A 21,781-nucleotide genomic window follows, 5' to 3' on the forward strand; every position below is an offset into this window, starting at 1 on the left:
CTCCTTCATCTGGATCTACCATGCCAGCAGATGAGATAGCAATTCCATCAATGCTCCCTTCTGCTAGATAGTTATCGATAATTTGACAAACTTTTTGTAAAATGCCTGGACCACCTTTGTAGGCTTCTGTGGCAAGCTCACTTGCCTCAACAATACAACCTAAATTATCCACAATGCCATGCTTAATCATTGTACCGCCAATATCAATTGCTACTGTTCTGGTCATAATTATCTACCTCACTTTAACAAAACTGTTTTTTAGCATGTCTAATCATTTCTGCTGCCTCTTTAATAATAGGTTTATCTTCTTCTGTTACAGATGCTAAAGGTAACCGAACGGAACCTATAGTTAGTTGCTCATTGATTTCCAATACAGCTTTGATCACAGCATACATATTACCATGACCCGAACAAAGCTTTGTGATAATATCGTTAATTGTAAATTGAAGTTCACGCGCTTTTTCTAAATCTTTATCAACAATTAACTGATTTAAAGTCAAGTATAATTCTGGCATTACGCCATAGGTACCACCAATACCTGCAGCGGCTCCCATGAGACGACCACCCAAAAATTGTTCATCTGGACCATTAAAAACAATATGATTTTCTCCTCCAATAGCCACAAAATTCTGAATGTCTTGAACTGGCATGGAAGAATTTTTAACACCAATTACTTGCGGATTTTGTAACATTTTTCGATATAAATCCGATGTCAAAGCAACCCCTGCCAATTGAGGAATATTGTAAATAATAAAATCAGTTTGTGGTGCTGCTTGACTAATAGTATTCCAATAATCTGCTATGGCATACTCTGGTAATCGAAAATAAATTGGTGGAATTGCTGCAATAGCATCAACACCTATAGCTTCAGCATGCATAGCCAACTCTACGCTATCCTTAGTATTATTACATGCCACATGCGCTATTACTGTTAGTTTACCCTTAGCAACGGACATAACATTTTCCAGTACAAGTTTACGATCTGCTACACTTTGGTAAATACATTCTCCGGATGAACCATTAACATAAAGTCCTTGAACACCTTTATCAATAAAATAATTGGTCAGGGCTTTTACTCGTTCGGGACAAATATCACCCTTATCATCATAGCAAGCATAAAATGCAGGAATAATTCCTTGATATTTTTGTAAATCTTTCATTGATAATCTCCTTGTTGTTTGCTGAAATAGGCAAATTGTTTTTGTAAAATAATAATTTTAAAGTAAGCAAAGGCGGTATAAGCAAAAATAAATATAGCTGACACTGTAAGCATAAATAAGAGACTAGACTGCACCATAATAAACCAAGTCATGATTAATAAAAACATCAATACACCAGTCCATTTCAAGTTTAAACATGCCATTATAAAGCTCTTTTTCACGGTATCTAAAAGAGACATTTCGTAGCGGGCAGCCATAGGAAATAGGTATATGCTCGTCATCACAGTCAATAACAAAAAGGCGTAACAAATTATCTTCAAGAAAGACACAATGAAACCTATTTGATAATGAAGAATTGTTAAATCAAATATGATCACAACCAAAATACTTAGTTCAACCAAACCTAAAAGCATACCTTGGAACCACTCTTTTTTTAGGTGTTTTATATACAATATTAAAAGATTTGTCTGATCGCCTTCTAATTTTTGCCACAACGTTCGATACAAACTAATTTTAGCAGCACCAATAGTTACCAATGGTAGGCAAGTTATCATAAAAAGAAGGTTTAGTAATGCTAGATCAAAAACAACATTGCAACCTTGCATAAAGGGGTTGTTAACATCAAAAATCGCTGCTATTAATTGATTTGCTTTTTTCACAATATACTCCCTGTATTTCTTACGCCATTAACACTTTCAATACCCCTTTTTTGACATAATTACCTAGACTTCCCATACCATTTGGCTGATGAGCTTCTTCTGGGAAAAAGAAGGCTATATAATTATCTCTCAAATCAAAAGAAGCCTCTTCTGAGCACTTGATAAATCCTATATCGCCTAAGTATTCCTCTACCTCTACCTTATCACCTTTTCCCAATTTGATAACTTCATGTCCTTCAATGACATAATGTATATCAAGGTATTTTTTATGGTATTCAAAAATATGATCAAATGACTCACCAAGTTGATTTGATTGGACCATGAGTATCACTTCTGGGCTAATATGATAGGTGCCTACATCTAAATTCCTTAAATCATGACTTAGTAGATAATCAATCGCTAAATCTAAATTATGATTAATATCTTTATAATGCGTTAAATTCAATAAATGATCGTAAATCATAATAAATCCTACCTATCCTTTAACAGCTCCCATTGTAATCCCCTGAGTAAAGGATTTTTGGAAAACTAAGAATACTGTCACAATAGGAACAGCAGCTAAGGCTGCACCTGCCATAATTAAGCCATAGTTTGTTGCCATTTCAGCCTGCATAGTAGCTACCCCAAGAGAAATGGTCAGATTATTTCTAGAAGTTAGCATAACTAATTGCATAAAATAGTCATTCCAAGTATTGATAAATGTGAAAATAGCTAGGGCAGCAAATCCAGGTTTGACAATTGGAAATGCTACATTAATAAATGTTCGAATCTCTCCACAACCATCAATTTTAGCTGATTCCAGTAATTCTGTTGGAATATTTTCAGAAAACTGTTTCATCAAGAAGACCCCAAAAGGCCAACCAACAAGAGGTAAAATAACCGCCCATAAGGTATCATGTATCCCCATAAAATTGATAATTCTAACTAATGGCACTAAAACAACCTGTTTAGGTAAAGCCATAGCAGCAATAAAAAGGGAGAACAATATTTTTTGACCGTAAAATCGTTTCTTAGCTAAAACATAGCCTGCCATTGACGATGTACAGCAAACTAGGAACATTGTCATAATTGAGATAAAGACACTATTCCAAAGCCATCTCAAAGCTGGGTTTTGTACAGTTAAAGCTTTAAAATTTTCTAAGGTCGGTGCTTTGAGCCACCATTGTGGGGGGATGATAATAGTATCAGGTTGAGATTTAAAAGCTCCTGTCATAATCCAATAAAATGGAAAGATAAAAAGCACTGTCAAAAGACAAAGGATAAGAGCCGTTAAAAAGTTATAAGCACTGAATGTTTTCTTTTTCATGTTTTCCTCCTAATATTCCACATCATTTCCTAAAATCTTAAATTGAGCAAAACTTATTAAAGCAATCATTACTGCTAGGAATACTCCCATAGTATTAGCATAGCCATATTCTGATAGTTTAAAGGCTTTTTCATAAAGATAATACATCAAAGTGCTTGTTGAATAATTTGGTCCACCAGACGTTAGGAGCTGGATTAAGGCAAAACATTGAAATGAATTAATTGTTGTTATAACTGCAATATAGAGTGTAGTTGGTAAGAGACTCGGCCATTTAATTTGCCAAAAAACTTGCATTTCATTGGCTCCATCAACACGCGCAGCTTCGCAAAGAGAATTATCAATATTTCCCATCGCCGCAATATATAGAATAATAGGTTGACCAACTGAGGTCGTTAGCAAAATAATAATAATAGCAAGTAATGCCCAGTGCTTATCACCAAGCCAGCTAATATTCTGTTCAATGACATGACCTGATTTCAAAATGTAATTTAAAATTCCGGACATAGGGTCATAAATCCATTTCCAAACAACTGTGACTGCAACACTACCAGTTACTACTGGCAAGAAGAAGACACAACGGTAGAAAGAGCGTGAAAAAACATTTTTTTCATAAGTATTTGCAGCAACAAAAAGTGAGAAGAAAACCACTACTGGCACAGAGCCAATCACAATGATTACTGTATTTATCAAGGATTTCACGAAAATAGAATCATGAAACATACGATTGTAATTAGCTAGCCCAATAAAAGTGAACTGTGTCATAGAATAATTAAAAAAACTAGTGACAAAGCCCATAACCATCGGTGCAAAAACAAAAATTAAGAAAAATAAGAGAATAGGCGCTAGAAAAGCATAAGCTATCATCGTTTCCCTCATCTTTAACTTATTAGTACGCATACGGTACTCTCCTTTACATCTTAACTTGACTAAAAACTCCCCTTCTATCCCAATATGTGATTGACCATAGAAAAGGAGTCTCCTTAATTATTTAGCTGCTTTTTTAATGGTATCATTTGCTTTTTGAGTAAAGTCTTTCAAAGCATCTGCTGGTTTTTCATCACCATTGGATACAGATTGAACCATTGGGAACCATAAGGTTCTCATTTCAGAAAATCCATCGATAGTGTTGTAATATGGTGAATAATATTGAGTCCATTTTGAAATCTTCATCATACGTTTATCACCTTTATAAAGATCCCCAAATGATGTTCTAACTGGGAAAGCACCTGTACGTATAACATCTTTTGGTCCCCATTTTTTATCGTCAGCAATAAAAGTGATAAATTTCTTAGAGGCTTTTACTTTGTTTTCATCTTTATTATTAAAGACCGCAAAACCATTAACAAGGTATTCTAAATCTGGTTTTCCATCTTCTGATGGGAATGGCACTTCAAGGTAATCCACTTTACTTGACTCTAATAATTTTGCTTGAGTTTTTGGTTGAGCTGGAGCCCATAGGATAGTGAAAGCAGTTTGTCCATTGGCAAAGTTTTGAATGTCAGCTGAGCCATCATACTGAGACCCATTCATCAAGTAGCCTTTCTTAATCCATTCAACTATTTTTTTCATTGATTTTACAGAATTTTTAGTGTCAGTGGTATATTTTGTTATTTCTTTATCTGTTATTGGAGCACTATAAAGATTAGCAAAAAATGCACGTGGTCCTTGATCTCCTCCTTGCCCGTTTGCAAAGAATGAACCTGGTGTATAGCCTTTATTTTTTAGTGCTTTTAGTACTTTTTCAAAATCACTAGTAGTCCAACCTTCTTTTACAAGTTTCAAAACTCCTGCATCTTTAAGCATTTTTTTATTGAACGCCATATAAAATGGGGCAGAACTTATTGGATACATGTAGGCTTTATCGCCAGACTTAGAAGCTTGAATGATGTTCTTATTATTGACATCCTTAATAAATTGGTCTGTAAATAAATCATTCAAATCTGCTAATTTACCATTTTTACCATATTGAATAATTCGCCCTGGTGCATCAAAAAGCACATCAGGTGCTGTCCCTGCTTCAATTGCTGTAGTGATTTTTTCAGGTCCAGATGTGAAATCAATTGTCTCTAGTTTTACTTTTATATTAGGATTTTTCTTTTCAAAAGCCTTGATGACTTTTTTCTCATAAGTACCTACTCCATCCTTAGCCTTTTCTTGAGTAAAGGTTGGAAAAGCCCACCACGTAATTTCGACTTTATCCTTCCCGGAAGCCATAACAGATTGACTACTGTCTACACAAGCAAACATTGATAATGCTGCAGCTCCGAGGCAAAAACCAATCACACTTTTTTTGATACTCATAACTATTCCCCTTTTTTATTTTGATTTTGATTTTTGAGTAACACTTTTAACTAAGTCCTGAGATGAAACGCTCCGCTATTTCTTTTGGTCTAGTGATAGCACCACCAACTACAATTCCTGCAACACCTATATGATTAATTTCATTAGCCTGCTTAGGAGTATGAATTTTACCTTCCGCAATCACATCTATACCGGCTTGACAAAGCTTATTAAGGAGTTCTATATCCGGTCCTTCTTCTTGGCGGCTGTAATCTGTGTATCCCGATAGAGTTGTACCCACAAAATCAACTCCTGCTTCAAAAGCATTTTTGCCTTCTTCAAAAGTACTTATATCAGCCATTAACAACTGTTCAGGATATTTCCTTTTTATCTTTTGAATAAACTCAGCTACACTCAAACCATCATGACGCTCTCTAAGTGTACAATCTAAGGCTATTACTGCAATATCTAAACTAGCTAATTGATCCACCTCTGTCATCGTAGCAGTGATAAATGGTTCTTGTGGAGGATATTCACGTTTAATAATGCCGATGATAGGTAAATTAGTAACTTCTTGAATTTCCTTAATGTCGCGGACACTATTGGCTCTTATACCAACCGCTCCTGCTTCTTGAGCTGCCAAAGCTAAAAGAGGCATAACACCTCCACTTTCAGTATAAAGAGGCTCCCCAGGCAAAGCTTGACATGACACAATAATGCCATTTTTTATTTGCTTTTTAAAAGCGTCTTTACTTAGATGTGGCATATTCTCACTTCCTTATCTTTTTTAATTTTAGATATCTACAAACCTTATTATATCTGTTTTTAAAGCGTTTTCAATAATCTTTACAGACTTAGATTTTAGTTTTAACGTTTTGATTTAGTCACGGTTAACGTGAAAGTAGTTTCAGACTTATAGCTTAATCTCCTCAATTTAATAAAAATTAGATAAGAACCTTGAAAGTCTATTCAAGGCATATAAAAAAGAAGCCAAATAGCTTCCTTTTTTATATTATTTGTTAAATGATACGTGAACGTGGTCATAGTGGTTGGCAGTAACGCCACCACGATCTGGCATTGCATTCCAAGTATTAGCAGGTCCATAAATACTATTTGTATTTGAGTAAAACTTTTGTTGCCAGATAACATATGAAATGTTATTTGCTGCCATATTTTGTGTAGAGTACTGTGCAACTTTATTGCCAAGTGCTTGATTAGTACCTACAATAAAGTCAACTGCTAAACCTTTACCATGATCACCTGGATCACCTGCACGGTATGTACTGAATTCATTAACTCCATAAGTTGACGCTACTTTTTCTTTATAAGCTGCAACATGAGGTTGGAGCCCTGCATTTTCAGGATGTGCAGCTACTGCATTTGTTGTTGAAGCTGGTTGTGCTACCGGTGTTGCTGTTGGAGCTTTTTGTGCCACCGGAACGCTCTTAACTTCAGTCGCTTGTAACTTACTGTCTGTAGCTGGTGAAGTCGTAGTCACAGGAACTGCTGGAGCTGATACATGCTCTGGTGATGCACCAGTTTCTACTTTAGGAGTGACTACTTTAGCACTTGCCACTCTAGGGGCTGCTACAGTTCTTACCGGTGCTACTTTAGCTACTGGAGCTGGTGTTTCAGCGGCAACAGAAGCTGGTGATACTGTTGTTGACTGACTGACTGACGTCTGAGTTGGTTTAACTTCCTCTTTAGCTGCTGGAACTTCTGAAGTAATCGACTTCACAGGAGCTGGTGATACCTGTTCATTAGCTGCTACTTGACTAACAGCTTGCTCTTTTGCTAATACTTCTTTTGATTTCAAAGCTGGCGCAGAAGAATATGTCTTCATTGGCGAAACAATCGTTGTTGCTGCTTCTGGTGTCATACCTTCCGAAATTGTATTGAGAGAAACTTTTTGGTCTGCAACAAAAACTTGATTGGTTTTCAAATCGACAGTAGCTGTTGTTTGACCAGCAGCATTTGTTGCTGGTGTTTCTATTTTCATTGAAGTGGCAGTATGACTCTTCTGATCGTAAGTTACTGTCAGTGTTGTCTCAGGATAAATAAGATTGATATCTGCAATGTTATTAATTTTTGCTAAGACATTCATATCAATTGACATTGCTTCTGAAATAACGCTTAGTGTATCACCATATTTCACAGTATATGATGATTTATTGTCTTGCTTTACCAAATCAGCCTTTACCTCTGAAACAGTACGTGCTGTCCACGTCGTATCTGTTTCTTGTGCTTGAACACTTGCGACTGATAATAGCGAAGCTGCCATTGTCGATGTCAATAGTACCTTTTTATTCATTTTCATTGCTTCAATTCCTATTTCCTTTTTATTAGTCCGAGACTATAATATCACACTTTACTGGACTATAAAATTATTTTCAGACGGTTTAAAGAAATTGTACTTAGTTAGTAACAAAACTGTCATTTAAAACAATGAATCAATACCTCAAACTATTTGTAAAGCAGTTCTTGACTGTTGTCAACGCGAAGCCAAACTGAACTACCATTAGCAAAGCGTGTCTTAGCCCAAGTTAAACCAGCTGTTCCTTGGATGGGTTTTTCTACAGTCTTAAGAGTTTTAGGATTAAAGATAAAGTAACCACCTTTTTGAAGAACCTGGTCAGCTGTCAAATTACCATTAGCATCAACCTCATCAATTTCTGATGCTGGTATACCATTATCGTTCCAATCAAACCCAGTCGGCGTTAGGGTGTTATTTTTGACTAACCAAACACCATTAACCTTTTGTAATTCATCTACTCGATACACTTTTAATCGACTAGATTGATTCTGTACAGGAGTTGATTGTAATGGCTTAATGCTTGGAGCTGATGCTTGCGTTTTTCCACTAAAGGTCGCAACATTAGCAATTAGTGACGTTGGATTGATACGTCCATGGAAACCATTTTGAAAATTAGGGTTAGCTGGTAAAAATTCAAAATGAAGGTGAGGTCCCGTCGCCATACCAGTTGCTCCTACGTAACCGATGATATCTCCTTGTTTGACTTTTTCCCCAGTCCTAGCCACCACACGTGACATATGAGCGTAACCACTATGCATTCCATCCGCATGTTGAATCATGACACAATTTCCTGCTAAGTCTGTCATCCAAGAAAAGTTGGCTCCAGCTCCTGCAAATTTCACAGTACCATCTGCCACTGCCCTAATAATCGTTCCAGTCGGAACAGCATAATCCACCCCACAATGTCCAGGATAACCATTGAAACCTGTTGTAATTCTACCATTATCAATTGGACGGACATAAGTATCCGCTAAAACTCGGGAACCCGCAGATAAAACCATACCACCTAAAACAACTAAGGAACTTGCCTTAACTAACCATTTATTCAAGAAAAACCTCCAAATAGAATTAATATAATGAAGTGCTCAAACACTTGCAATTAACTTATTCGAAAATTTAAATCAAAATATCAAAAAAAGTACTCACCTTGATGAGTACTTAGGAGGTTTAATAAAAAGAAAAGTTTTTAGGATATACGTAGTATACCTGAGTTAACTTAAGAAAACCTAAACTACTATTTTTTAATGTCTAAAATGTCTCACGCCTGTGAAGATCATGGTCAAGCCATGTTTGTTTGCGGCGTCAATAGATTCTTGGTCACGAACTGAACCACCTGGTTGGATGATTGCTTTGATCCCTGCGGCAGCGATTTCTTCAATGTTGTCCGCAAATGGGAAGAAGGCATCTGATGCTAGAACGGCACCGTCAAGATGGTCCTTAGCCTGCTCGATAGCAATCTTAACAGACGCCACACGGTTAGTTTGACCTGGTCCAACTCCCAAAGTCATGTGGTCGTTGGCAACCAAGATCCCGTTAGACTTGACATACTTGATAGCCTTCCAAGCAAACTCAAGGGCAGTTGCTTCTTGTTCTGTTGGTTGGCGGTCTGTCACCACTTGCCAGTCAGCTGGATTTTCAGCCACAACGTCTTGGTTTTGCACCAAAAGTCCACCAACTACGCCAGTGTACTCAGCTTCCACTTCGCTAGCAGCTTGAGCATCGAAAGGCAACTCAAGGATACGCAAGTTTTTCTTTTTATTTGTGAGAATAGCTAGCGCTTCTTCTGAGTATGATGGTGCGATGATGATTTCCAAGAAGATAGGGTGCATCTTCTCAGCTGTCGCTGCGTCAACTTCACGGTTAAGGACAACAATTCCACCGAAGATTGAAACTGGGTCAGCTTCATAAGCATAATCCCAAGCAGTCTCAATGTCATCAGCCTGTCCGATACCACATGGGTTCATATGCTTGAGGGCAACAACCGTTGGACGGTCTTTGAAATCGCGAATAATACGGATCGCTGCATCGGCATCACGGATATTATTGAAGGACAATTCTTTTCCGTTGAGCTGTTTAGCTGAAGCGATTGAGTAGTCTGTTGGCAAGGCTTTTTGGTAGAAATCAGCGTCTTGCTGTGGATTTTCTCCGTAACGCATAGCCTGTTTAAGGTCATAAGTGATGGTCAATTTTTCAGGCTTAGCCTCTCCCACTTGAGCTGTGAAGTACTCAGCAATCAAAGCGTCGTAGGCTGCCGTATGACGGAAGGCCTTAGCTGCCAAGCGTTGACGAGTTTTAAATGTCGTCTGACTAGCGTCAGCCAATTCTCCCAAAACAGTGGCATAGTCAGCTGGATCAACCACAACGGTTACGCTAGCGTGGTTTTTAGCAGCTGAGCGAAGCATTGATGGACCGCCGATGTCGATATTTTCCACCGCCAAATCGTAGGTCACGTCTGGGCGAAGGATGGTCTCCTTGAAGGGATAGAGGTTGACAACCACGAGGTCAATCAGCTCGATATTATTGTCCTTAGCAGCCTGAAGGTGGCTGTCAGCGTCGCGACGAGCCAGAAGCCCACCGTGAATGTTTGGGTGGAGGGTCTTAACACGACCGTCCATCATTTCTGGGAATCCAGTCACATCGTCGATGGCAATGGTCTCAACACCAGCATCATCTAGGGAAACCTTAGTCCCACCAGTTGAGATAATATCCCAACCCAAGTTTTTTAATTCTTTTGCAAAGTCAACAATTCCTGACTTATCAGAAACTGAGATTAAAGCACGTTTAGTCATGAGTTCTCCTTTTCTTACTTCAATCTATTTCATAGGCTATGTATTCATGAGAAAATTCATAACCGAGTTTTTCAGCTAAATTTAATGAAGTCCTTGTATGAGCATCCCAGCTAGGATAAATTCCCTTGTCTAAACAAGTTAGTATCAACTGAGCTGCAACTATTTTTGCTAAACCACGCCGACGAAAATCTGGATGCGTATCTACTTCTATCTCAATCCCATTTTTATAGGTTGAATAAGATGAAGCTCCTGCAATGATATTCCCCTGATAATATACAACATAACCTATACCTTGTTTTTTATAGTACTGATAAGTAGCGTAATTTGCTACTAAATCCTGTGACCATTCCTTTTCTAAACAAGAGTTGTAAACTTTCTCATCAATAACACGTAATTCAAAATCATTTGGCAACTGAGTAACAAACTTCTCTAACCTACTTCGCTCAAACAAAGTATCTTTTTTCGTCGCATAACGCTTAAAAGAATGAGCATTCTGACCATAAGTTGATTCAATCAAATCGGACCATCCTTTATGCTGAGGAACAAGAATAATATCCTCCCCAGAGCAAACTTCTAGTAGAAATAAAGTAGGCTGACCTGCTAGAAAACCAAAAGATGATTTCCTTCCCAATTTTGCCAAAGAAGATTTTGGTTTGTCTAAACTATCTACAAAAACTTCTCCCATAATACCTTGGACACACGACCAGATTATGGTCTCGTCCCAATCACCAAAAATAGATTCTATTATCTCTAAATTTTTCACTAGTTTCATTAGCTTATTATAACAAATTTTACTATTTTCTCTTTATACCCAAACTATCTAAAACAGCTGGATAGAGTTGATATTCAGTTTCGTGGATACGGGTTTCAAAGCTTTCTAGGCTATCGTCTGCTAGGCGTGGCACGCGCACTTGTTGGATGACCTGACCGGTATCCACACCAGAATCAACCCAGTGGATGGTCACGCCAGACTGGTCAACACCAGCTTCCCAAGCATCCTCGATACCGTGGGCACCTGGAAATTCAGGCAGGTAGGCTGGGTGAATATTGATGATACGCCCTTCATAGGCTGAGAGCAAGGTTTCTCCAACAATCTTCATATAGCCCGCCAGACAGACTAAGTCAATCTCGTGTTTGTCCAACAAATCAACGATGGCTTGCTCGTAAGCCGCCTTGTTCTCAAACTCCTTGAGTTCAAAAGCGAAGCTTGGAATGGCTAAGTTCTGAGCACGCTCTAAAACATAGGCATCACGATGATCTGAAAAGACGAAAATAACTGGAAACTGCTCTGCTATGACCTGAAAGTTGGAACCATTACCAGAAGCAAAAACAGCGATTTTTTTCATATTCGATACAGAGGGACGTTTCGGTTTACCGAATATTTTTTTAGAAAAATAGGAAAACGAACGACGACGCTTACGTCTAACTCGCTTTATCTTTTTTTCTAAAAAATGAGTCCCGTGTTCAGTTCGGATTCCAAACTAAACTTCCTTTCTTTTAGGATATAGTCTGGGCATTTGCTTTTAGAACTAGGCAAGGAGCTGCAGACAGTACTGAAGTACGACAAGGCGACTTAACGCCGTTATAAAAGACAAAGGCACGACTATATTATTTGATCACCACACTAGCGTCAACCTTCTTGATAATACGGCCGATTTCATAAACTGGTTCGTCCAGGAGTTCTTTAACACGGTCAACATTTTCAGGACTGACAGCCAGCATAAGACCGACACCCATATTGAAGATTTCAAACATTTCTTCGTGCTTGATGTCACCATATTTTTCAAGCGCCTTGAAAATCGGAAGTACTGGCACCTTGTCCTCATCAATTTCCGCAGCCAAATCATCCGCAAACATACGAGGGACATTCTCGATAAAACCACCACCCGTAATGTGGGCGATACCGTTGACTAGTTCTTCCTTGATCAATGGCAGAGCTGCTTTAACATAGATACGAGTTGGTTCAAGAAGGACATCCTTGAGTTGTTTGCCTTCAAGCTCTGGAAGCACCTCATCACCAGTGTAGTCAGCAAAGACACGACGCACCAATGAGTAACCATTTGAGTGGATACCACTTGAAGCAAGTCCAAGAAGGATATCACCCTCTTTTACTTTTGAACCGTCGATAATTTGAGATTTTTCAGCCACACCAACCGCAAAGCCGGCAAGGTCATAGTCATCTTGACCATACATACCAGGCATCTCAGCTGTTTCACCACCGACAAGAGCTGCGCCAGCTTGAACACAACCTTCAGCCACACCAGCGACAACCTGCTCCAATTTGGCAGGTTCATTTTTTCCAGTCGCTACATAATCAAGGAAGTAAAGGGGCTCAGCACCTGCTGCAATAATATCGTTGACACACATGGCAACACAGTCTTGACCGATTGTGTCGTGCTTGTCGTACTTGATCGCAAGCATGAGTTTTGTTCCGACACCGTCAGTCCCTGAAATCAAGACAGGTTCTTTAACACCTGTTTGTGACAGGTCAAACATCCCACCAAAGCCACCGAGAGCTCCCATGACACCTGCACGCTGAGTCCGCGCCACGTGTTTCTTGATCCGTTCGACAACTTCGTAGCCCGCTTCAACGTCAACACCAGACTGGGCATAAGCATTTTTATTTTCAGACATTTTTTCTCCTTATATAATTAGCAGAGCTTATTTCACTTTTTGAATATAAAAACTTGTTTTTTCTTCTAGACTTCTGAGGTATTCTTCTTCATAATCATAAAGCGGTGTTGGATAATGTCCATCAAAGTAAGCTACGCATAAACCACCATTTGGTGCTTTTGTTTCGAGTCCAATTGATTCAATCAACCCATCTAGTGAGAGATAGGTCAGACTATCTGCGCCAATAATATCACACACTTCGTCAGCAGCGTGATTTGCTGAAATTAATTCTCGTCTTGTTTGAATATCAATACCATAAAAACAAGGATACTTTAATTCTGGACTAGCTATAGCAACATGTACTTCACTAGCTCCTGCTTCTCTTAATAATCCGACAATCCTTCTAGAAGTCGTTCCTCTTACAATTGAGTCATCAATCATAACAACGCGCTTTCCTTTGACAACACCAGATACCGCTGATAGTTTCATTCGAACACCTTGTTCCCTTAATTCTTGCGTCGGTTGAATAAAGGTTCGCTGCGTATACTGATTTTTTACAAGACCCATCTCATTTGGTAATCCGGATTCTTCAGCAAAGCCCATAGCAGCCGATAAGGACGAATTTGGGACACCAATTACAATATCAGCATCCTGTTTAAATTCTTGTGCAAGACGCTTTCCCATATTTTTTCGAGCCGTATGAACATTAACACCATGTATAGTTGAATCCGGCCTTGCAAAATAGACATATTCCATCGAACAAATTGCCAGTTGCGTTTCATCAGTATAACGATCACATTGAATACCACTATCGTCTATAAGGATAACTTCGCCAGGTTCAACATCTCTAACCCATTTTGCGCCTACCACCTCAAAAGCACAGGTCTCACTGGAAATAACCCAAGCACCATTTTGCATTTGTCCAATTGACAAAGGACGAAAGGCATTAGGGTCAAGAGCAGCAATTAATTTATCTTCTGTCATCAGTAGATAGGCGAAGCCTCCCTTTACAGTGCTTAAAGCTTCTTTTACCTTCCCCATAAAACTTGGGTTATGGCTTCGACGAATCAAGTGCATCAAAATTTCAGTATCTGAGGAGGCATTGAAAATTGCACCTTGCTTTTCTAATTCTTTCCTTAAAGAAATAGCATTTGTCAAATTACCATTATGGCATAAAGCAAATTGCCCGTCATGAAATTTATAAAGAAAAGGCTGAATATTGCGAATATCTGCAGAACCTGCAGTAGCATACCGAACATGTCCAATAGCCGCATTCCCAGTTAAATTATCTAATTCAGATTGATTCTTAAAAACTTCAGAAAGGAGCCCAACATTTCGATAACCATAGAGTTTCCCATTATCATTCGAAACAATACCAGCACCTTCTTGACCGCGATGTTGAAGGCTATGAAGCCCAAAGTAAGTGACTTGAGCTGCCTGAGGATGCCCCCAGATACCAAAGACTCCACATTCTTCATTTAGAGATTTTACTTCGTATGTCATTCTTTTTTCCTAATTCTTTTTGTATCTCTTCTTAAGTAGCTTTGATGATTTTCTCAATTTTGGATCTATCGTCACCAATGCCAACATCAAAATAGAAAATCTATCAAGCTATTTTCAAGCTAATCATTGAGTCTTAGCCTCAACGGCTCCCAAATACCACTACGACAGAAAGATACAGTTAAGCTCGCTTCGCTCTTGTTTCCTTATCTGTTTTATGAAAAAATTTGAAAAAATTATTTTCCTGTAAAATATTTTACTGCACTAGCAAACAAGGCTTGGTCTTTGTTACCAGGAATATTTTGGAAGAGTCCGTCTTCCCAGCGTTCTGAGTGTCCCATCTTACCGATGATTTGACCATTCTTGCTGGTAATTCCTTCGATGGCATTGACAGAGCCGTTTGGATTGTATTTAGAATCCATAGATGGTTGTCCGTCAAAGTCCACATATTGGCTCCAGATTTGACCATTGTCTCTTAGCTCTGCAAATTCAGAAGCGCTGACAACAAATTTACCTTCACCGTGTGAAACTGGAATGGCATGAATATCGCCGACCTCAACTCCTGCCAACCAAGGTGAGTTGGTATTTGCGATACGAGTCTCAACCATCTTTGCAACGTGCTGGTTAGCATCGTTATAGAAGAGGGTTGGACTTGTCTCACCAGCTTCCTCGAAGTTTCCGTATGGAAGAAGACCTGACTTAACAAGGGCTTGAAAACCATTACAGATACCGATGATAAGGCCACCTTTTTCGATGAAGCTGTCAATAGCTGCGCGAACCTTCTCGTTAAGCAAGATATTGACGATAAACTTAGCAGACCCATCTGGTTCATCCGCTGCTGAGAATCCTCCAGCAAAGAAGATGATATTTGCCTTAGCAATATTAGCGACCATTGTGTCAACTGAGTCAGCAATAGCAGCCTCATTCAAGGTTACAAATGCTACCAAGTTGACACTAGCTCCAACCTGTTCAAAGGCCTTAGCTGAATCATATTCTGAGTTGGTACCAGGGAAGACTGGAATGTAAACCACTGGTTTTTCAATTGTTTCCTTAGCCTTGATAACAGTATCTGATACCACAGCAGGAACTTCTTCAAGAGCGTCTGCCTGTTCAAACTCTGTTGGATAAACCTCTTCCAATTTACCTTCGAAGGCTGCTAGAAGGCTAGCGCCAGCAAGGTCATTTCCATTGACAGTGACTGTAAAGTCTGCCTGAGTTTGACCGATTTTCACAGCGCCAGCGATTTCCTCAGCTGATGTAAAGACAAAGCCTCCGAGTTGAGCTGTCAAGCTGCTGTCAAGCTCTGCAATTTCAACAGAAGCACCTATACGGTTACCAAAAGTCATGAGAGCAAGACTCTCTAGGGCACCACCGTATTTAACGGCTGAAGCAGCGGTAATCTTATGTTGAGCTTGAATAGCCTCAAACTGGCTAAAGTTAGCCTTGATAAGGTCAAAATCAATATCTTCTGAAATAGCTTGACCTGGAATGTAGTAGATATTCTCACCAGCCGCTTTAAACTCAGGAGAGAGAACCTTGCGGCTGTCCGCTGTTGTCACACCAAAAGCTACCAAGGTTGGTGGCACTGTCAATTCTTCGAAAGTACCAGACATAGAGTCCTTACCACCGATTGATGGCAAGCCAAGTTGAATCTGAGCCTCAATAGAACCAAGAAGAGCTGATACTGGCTGACCAAAACGCTCTGCCTGTTTATCCATACGCTTGAAATACTCTTGGTAAGAGAAGCGTGCACGAGACCAGTCAGCACCCGTTGCTACCAAGCGAGCTGTCGCTTCAATAACAGCATAGGCAGCACCGTGATAAGGTGACCACTCTGCAATATAAGGATTGTAACCTTGAGCCATAACAGATGCTGTTGTTGTCACACCATATTGAACTGGCAATTTTTGAACAGAACTTTCTGTCGGTGTGATTTGGTAACGACCACCGATTGGGTGGTTAACGGTTGAACGACCAACAGATGAGTCAAAGATAGTTTGAAGACCTTTTTGACTAGCGTGATTGAGGTCAGACAAGACCTTAAGCGTATCTGCTTCAAGTGTCTCTGCTGATGTTGTGCGCGCTTCTGGAACTGTCAAGTCCTTGTCAACGACTTTAGCATCAACAACGACACGGACACCGTTGGTATCAAGGAAACGGCGTTCCAAATCAACAATTGTTTCATCATTCCAAGTCATGACAAGGTTTGGTTTTGCAGTAACAGTCGCAACCACAACGGCATCGATATTTTCCTTGTTGCAGGCTGCGATGAAGGCATCCACATCACTAGGACGAACAACGACTGACATACGCTCTTGTGATTCTGAGATTGCAATTTCAGTACCATTAAGACCTTGGTATTTAAGTGGCACCTTGTCCAAATCGATTTCAAGACCATCAGCTAATTCACCGATGGCAACACAGACACCACCTGCACCGAAGTCATTTGATTTCTTGATTAGGCGAGTGACATTACCATCACGGAAAAGGCGTTGAATCTTACGTTCTTCGATGGCATTCCCTTTTTGTACCTCTGCGCCAGCTGTTTCCACAGATTCAACCGTTTGAACCTTAGATGAACCTGTCGCACCGCCGACACCGTCACGACCTGTTTTACCACCGAGCAAGATGACCACATCGCCTGCTTCTGGTTTTTCACGAACCACATTTTCCTTAGGTGCAGCACCAACCACAGCTCCAAGCTCCATGCGTTTGGCTACAAAGCCAGGGTGAAAGTACTCACGCACATAAGTTGTCGCAAGCCCAATTTGGTTACCATATGAAGAATAGCCGTGCGCCGCAGTCTTAGAAATAACCTGTTGCGGCAATTTACCAGCACGTGTTTCCGCAATCGGAGTCGTAATATCACCTGCGCCTGAAATACGCATAGCCTGATAAACGTATGAACGTCCTGACAATGGGTCACGAATGGCACCACCGATACAAGTCGCCGCTCCACCGAATGGCTCAATTTCTGTTGGGTGATTGTGAGTCTCATTCTTAAACATGAGGAGCCAAGGCTCTTTCACACCATCAACATCTACTTCAATTTCAACTGAGCAGGCATTGATTTCATCTGAGACTTCCATATCATCCAGTCGTCCATTGGCACGTTCATAACGACCAAAGATAGTCGCCATATCCATAAGTGTCTGCGGCTTTTCAGAACGACCAAGTTCATCACGCATGGCGATATATTTGTCATAAGTCGCCTGCAATTGTTTTTGGAATTTAGAAGCTGAAAAGTCGATGTTTTTCAACTCAGTTTCAAAGGTTGTGTGACGGCAGTGGTCTGACCAGTAAGTATCCAAAACTTTCAACTCAGTCTCAGTTGGCACACGCCCGATTGATTTGAAATAATCTTGGATGAAGAGAAGATCATCGACCTCCATAGCCAAGCCCTGCTCTGCCTTATAGGCCGCAAAATCGTCAGCCTTATAAGTTTCAAAGAAATCAAGACTAGGGATTGTCTTATCAGACACAGAGAAAGCCTGCTCTTCAAGCGGCAAGGTAATGTCCTTGAAACGTGAATCAACAGGATTCAAAAGATAGTTCTTAACGGCTTCAAGCTCTGCTTCTGCAATATCCTTATTGACCAAGTAAAGCTGGGCTGTATTGACCTTAACCTGACTGTCACTTCCAAGCAATAGCAAAGCTTCTTGCGAACTAGCAGCACGTTGGTCAAATTGACCAGGAAGCGCCTCAATCGCAAAGAAGGCAACCTTATCAAGCTCCGCAGCGATTTCAGTTTCCGTCAAAAGACAGTCTGTCACCTGCTCAGAGAAAATATGCTTCTCAGCACGCGCCAGCAAATCCTCAGCCAAATTGAAGACATCATAGACCTGCACAATACGCAAATCCTTCAAAGAAGTCAGTTGTAGATTATGCGTCAACTCTTTCACAAGACTAGCCGATTTAATGCCAAAGTCAGCCTTTTTCTCAACAAAAATACGTTTATTCATATAAGATACCAAGTCCGACAAGGGAGCGACTGGAAAATAGGAGGATGTCTGAAATTGAGATTTCAGTAAGCCCAACCTTTTTTCTGAGTTTCCCGAACCGATTCAATTCCTTCCTCTTCTAATTACAATGCTATCAACTTCTCAAGTACAACTTGATAGACATCGGTCAAGCTACCAAGATCTCTACGAAAAACATCCTTGTCCATATGATTACCATCAGCATCCCAGAGACGGCAGTTGTCAGGTGAGAACTCATCAGCCAAGATGATTTTGCCATCCTTGTCAAATCCGAACTCCAACTTGAAGTCAATCAAGTTAAGCCCAATCTGAGCAAACCAATCTTTCAAGAGTTCATTAATACGGCGAGTCTCTCCTTTCAGATAAGCAATCTCCTCATCATTAACAATACCCAAAAACTTCACATGCTCATCATTGATAAAAGGATCATTCAGATCATCATTTTTGTAGTAAAATTCCACGATTGGAGTTTCAAGAACGAGTCCTTCTTCCACTCCAAAACGTTTTGAGAATGAGCCTGCTGTCACATTCCGTAACACCACCTCAAGTGGAATAATATCAACTTTTTTATTCAATTGTTCGTTTTTTGAAATTTGCTCAATATAATGTGTCACCACACCAGCCATATTTAATTTCTCAAAAATAAGAGATGAAATCTGATTATTTAGTGCTCCCTTGCCATCAATAGTCTCCTTACGAGCTCCATTCAACATAGTAGCTTGGTCTTTATAGACCGTTCTAATCACATTTTCATCTTTTGTACTATAAATATCTTTCGCTTTTCCTGTATAAATAAGCTGGTTAGTCACTTGATTATTCGCCTTTCTCTTATTTTAAGAGTTATTCTAACACACAACATTATCTAATACAACAAAAACTTTATTTAAAATCAAAAAAAGAAGAAACGTTCGTATTTTCTTCCTTTTTATTATTACTTATGTTCAATGATATAATCTAATAGTTGTTGGACGCTTGACATGTGTTCGACAGCCTCATCTGGAATCTCTAGATGAAACACATCTTCCAAATTGATAATAAACTCTGTTAAAGCGATAGAGTCAATTGCTAAATCATCATGTAACGATGACTCTGGTGTGATATCTAACTGTGGGTCACCAAGTTGCTGCCTTAATAATTCCAGCATCTTTTCAAAAACTTCATCTCTTGACATGAGTTCACTCCTATTCATCTGTAAAGGCATCCACTAATTGATCCACTACTTGAGTTTCCAACATTGTACGAACTTGCTTCAAAGTAGAATAAACAGCTTTAGAATCACTTGATCCATGGCATTTTACTATTGGAGCTTTTAAACCAAAAAGAACCGCACCACCCGCGCTTGAATAGTCCATACTATCTTTTAGCTGATATAGGCTATCTTTTAATAGAAGTGCTCCTAATTTAGCTTTCACGCCACCTGATTTAATTGAAGATTTTAGGCTTCCCATAATACTCATAGCTGTACCTTCCATTGTCTTTAGAACAGCATTTCCAGTAAAACCATCAGTGACAGCAACATCTGCTACACTAGACATCAAATCACGTGCTTCAATATTTCCAATAAAATTAATAGAAGGCTCTGCTGCTAACAGTTTATAAGCTTCTTTATGAAGAGAATCGCCTTTTGTTTCTTCCGTTCCGTTATTTAAGAGACCTACACGAGGAACTTCAATACCACGGACATTTTTTGCATAAAACGAACCTAAAATAGCATATTGATGAAGATGAGAAGCTGTGTTTTCTGCATTAGCTCCTAAATCAAGCATATCAAAACCCACACCATCTAACGTAGGCATAGTTGACATTAAGCCTGGTCGATCAACACCTTTTATACGTCCTACTACAAACAAACCAGCAGCTAATAAAGCTCCTGTATTCCCTGCAGAAATAAAGGCCTGTGCAACACCATCTTTGACTGCCTTAGCTCCTAAGACCATCGAAGACTGTTTTTTACGACGAACAGCTTTAGCAGGCTCATCATCAGAATTAATTTTTTCTTCAGTATGAATAATACTAACTCGCTCCGTTACTGTTAAATATTTCTCAATTTTTTTCTGATCGCCATAGAGTTGTACTTCAATATCACTAAAATCTGAAATAGCTTGATTAACACCCTCTACAATAGCTTTGGGAGCGTAATCTCCACCCATAGCATCTACAGCAATTTTCTTCATGAATGAACTCCTCATAAAAACTTAGTGGCTATATTATAGCACGTTTCTTTATTTTTTTCACAAGAAGGCAATAATAGCTAATATCTAACAGATACTCTCACTCTTTCCAAAGAAAAGTATGCTAAACAACCTACTAATATCAAAGAACATAGTACTCCCCCTTCAAAACCAAAATCCCCACCACTCCAAAGAGCAAAGCTAGAATTTTCAGTAATTCTAAAAAGAGAAACAGGAGAATACCCCCCACTAACCTTATTACCTAATACACATCCCATAGTAAAATTCCATGTAGTATGAACTCCTGTAACAAAAAGAATATTTTTGGTCATATTAAAAAGAATAGAAAAAATAATACCAAGTAAAAATAAATTAAAAAGTGCTATTGCTGTGATACCATAGTTTCTAAAGTGGATAAAGGAAAACAACATAGAATTGCATAAAACACCTGCAAAACTACCTTTAAATTTGGTAACTGTTGTCATAACATATCCTCTAAATAAAATTTCCTCTGTCAAGCTTTGGATAAAGTATGCAAGAAATAAAAAGAAAAAAGGTCCAAAAGAAAAGGAATTGCTGGAAGAAATTTCCACAAAACCTGATAACCAGTGGCAAATATAAATAAAAAACATCAGTAAACTACCAGTAATAAATCCTGAGATCGTTGTTAAAACATTATTATCTTTAGTAAATCCCAAGGAAGTAAAATCCCTTTTTTGGAAATAGATTAAAAATAGTAAAATACTTGCCAAAATAGGAACAAATAGTAAAAGCGCAATGTATAAATTGAATTTATAATCATCAGGTAGCAATTTTACTACAAGGCGTCTACTTACAATGATGCCGATAACTTGAATTAGAACTGCACCAATAACTGGCACAAACCAGTTAGCAAAAAAGAGTTTATTGGTAATGTATAATGTTTTTTTCATCTCAAATATCCTAAAAATTAATTCCATATTAGTTTATCCTAATATTAAAAAAAAGAACATGACACTAATGTCATGTC

At 39.0% G+C, this 21,781-nt stretch carries 20 protein-coding genes; all 20 read right to left on the reverse strand.

Annotated features, from left to right (window positions below):
* Nucleotides 1-226: ROK family protein (locus HMPREF9171_RS103105; RefSeq protein ID WP_000198862.1), on the reverse strand; the 226-nt coding region annotated here is incomplete at its 3' end.
* 16 nt (nt 227-242) lie between these two features.
* Entirely contained in the window at nt 243-1,160 is a 918-nt protein-coding gene (locus HMPREF9171_RS103100; RefSeq protein WP_000654092.1) for a dihydrodipicolinate synthase family protein, read from the reverse strand.
* Entirely contained in the window at nt 1,157-1,819 is a 663-nt protein-coding gene (locus HMPREF9171_RS103095) for a YesL family protein (RefSeq protein WP_000710132.1), read from the reverse strand. Before HMPREF9171_RS103095 ends, HMPREF9171_RS103100 begins: the two co-directional genes overlap by 4 nt.
* A gap of 19 nt (nt 1,820-1,838) precedes the next feature.
* Complete coding sequence (locus HMPREF9171_RS103090; RefSeq protein ID WP_000638657.1) at nt 1,839-2,282, reverse strand: NanQ anomerase/TabA/YiaL family protein; 444 nt, start codon at nt 2,280-2,282, stop codon at nt 1,839-1,841.
* A 12-nt stretch (nt 2,283-2,294) separates the two neighbouring features.
* A complete protein-coding gene (locus HMPREF9171_RS103085) occupies nt 2,295-3,125 on the reverse strand; it encodes a carbohydrate ABC transporter permease (RefSeq protein ID WP_000730579.1) in 831 nt (276 codons plus the stop codon).
* Between the two features lie 9 nt (nt 3,126-3,134).
* On the reverse strand, nt 3,135-4,022 hold the full coding sequence (locus tag HMPREF9171_RS103080; RefSeq protein ID WP_001260031.1) for a carbohydrate ABC transporter permease: 888 nt from the start codon (nt 4,020-4,022) through the stop codon (nt 3,135-3,137).
* A gap of 87 nt (nt 4,023-4,109) precedes the next feature.
* Nucleotides 4,110-5,426, reverse strand: coding sequence for an ABC transporter substrate-binding protein (locus HMPREF9171_RS103075; RefSeq protein WP_000023468.1), 1,317 nt, complete (start codon nt 5,424-5,426; stop codon nt 4,110-4,112).
* Between the two features lie 46 nt (nt 5,427-5,472).
* Entirely contained in the window at nt 5,473-6,171 is a 699-nt protein-coding gene (locus tag HMPREF9171_RS103070; protein WP_001120322.1) for an N-acetylmannosamine-6-phosphate 2-epimerase, read from the reverse strand.
* Nucleotides 6,172-6,417: 246 nt separating this feature from the next.
* A complete protein-coding gene (gene sip, locus HMPREF9171_RS103065) occupies nt 6,418-7,722 on the reverse strand; it encodes a surface immunogenic protein Sip (RefSeq protein WP_000783412.1) in 1,305 nt (434 codons plus the stop codon).
* A 146-nt stretch (nt 7,723-7,868) separates the two neighbouring features.
* Nucleotides 7,869-8,768: a lytic exoenzyme target recognition domain-containing protein gene (locus tag HMPREF9171_RS103060; protein ID WP_001045909.1), complete on the reverse strand. Its 900-nt coding sequence runs from the start codon at nt 8,766-8,768 to the stop codon at nt 7,869-7,871.
* A 192-nt stretch (nt 8,769-8,960) separates the two neighbouring features.
* Complete coding sequence (gene purH / locus HMPREF9171_RS103055; protein ID WP_000166562.1) at nt 8,961-10,508, reverse strand: bifunctional phosphoribosylaminoimidazolecarboxamide formyltransferase/IMP cyclohydrolase; 1,548 nt, start codon at nt 10,506-10,508, stop codon at nt 8,961-8,963.
* A 19-nt stretch (nt 10,509-10,527) separates the two neighbouring features.
* Entirely contained in the window at nt 10,528-11,280 is a 753-nt protein-coding gene (locus HMPREF9171_RS103050) for a GNAT family N-acetyltransferase (protein ID WP_000780014.1), read from the reverse strand.
* A gap of 22 nt (nt 11,281-11,302) precedes the next feature.
* Nucleotides 11,303-11,854 (reverse strand): phosphoribosylglycinamide formyltransferase, encoded by a 552-nt coding sequence (purN, locus tag HMPREF9171_RS103045; protein WP_000717515.1) that lies wholly within the window; start codon nt 11,852-11,854, stop codon nt 11,303-11,305.
* A 262-nt stretch (nt 11,855-12,116) separates the two neighbouring features.
* Nucleotides 12,117-13,142, reverse strand: coding sequence for a phosphoribosylformylglycinamidine cyclo-ligase (purM, locus tag HMPREF9171_RS103040; protein ID WP_001293628.1), 1,026 nt, complete (start codon nt 13,140-13,142; stop codon nt 12,117-12,119).
* Nucleotides 13,143-13,169: 27 nt separating this feature from the next.
* Complete coding sequence (gene purF / locus HMPREF9171_RS103035; protein ID WP_000220676.1) at nt 13,170-14,624, reverse strand: amidophosphoribosyltransferase; 1,455 nt, start codon at nt 14,622-14,624, stop codon at nt 13,170-13,172.
* Nucleotides 14,625-14,857: 233 nt separating this feature from the next.
* The gene (locus HMPREF9171_RS103030; RefSeq protein WP_001042259.1) at nt 14,858-18,583 is read right to left on the reverse strand and encodes a phosphoribosylformylglycinamidine synthase; all 3,726 of its coding nucleotides are present in this window, start codon (nt 18,581-18,583) and stop codon (nt 14,858-14,860) included.
* Nucleotides 18,584-18,705: 122 nt separating this feature from the next.
* Entirely contained in the window at nt 18,706-19,410 is a 705-nt protein-coding gene (gene purC, locus HMPREF9171_RS103025) for a phosphoribosylaminoimidazolesuccinocarboxamide synthase (RefSeq protein ID WP_000184495.1), read from the reverse strand.
* A gap of 122 nt (nt 19,411-19,532) precedes the next feature.
* Nucleotides 19,533-19,772: a phosphopantetheine-binding protein gene (locus tag HMPREF9171_RS103020; RefSeq protein ID WP_000085641.1), complete on the reverse strand. Its 240-nt coding sequence runs from the start codon at nt 19,770-19,772 to the stop codon at nt 19,533-19,535.
* Nucleotides 19,773-19,782: 10 nt separating this feature from the next.
* Nucleotides 19,783-20,775 carry a phosphate acyltransferase PlsX gene (gene plsX, locus HMPREF9171_RS103015; RefSeq protein ID WP_000717417.1) on the reverse strand — a complete coding sequence of 331 codons (993 nt, stop codon included), beginning with the start codon at nt 20,773-20,775 and terminating at the stop codon, nt 19,783-19,785.
* A 77-nt stretch (nt 20,776-20,852) separates the two neighbouring features.
* Nucleotides 20,853-21,731 (reverse strand): CPBP family intramembrane glutamic endopeptidase, encoded by an 879-nt coding sequence (locus HMPREF9171_RS103010; RefSeq protein WP_000420132.1) that lies wholly within the window; start codon nt 21,729-21,731, stop codon nt 20,853-20,855.
* Nucleotides 21,732-21,781 lie beyond the last annotated feature (50 nt).

Origin of the sequence: Streptococcus agalactiae ATCC 13813, assembly GCF_000186445.1 — a bacterium.
GTDB classification, from domain to species: domain Bacteria; phylum Bacillota; class Bacilli; order Lactobacillales; family Streptococcaceae; genus Streptococcus; species Streptococcus agalactiae.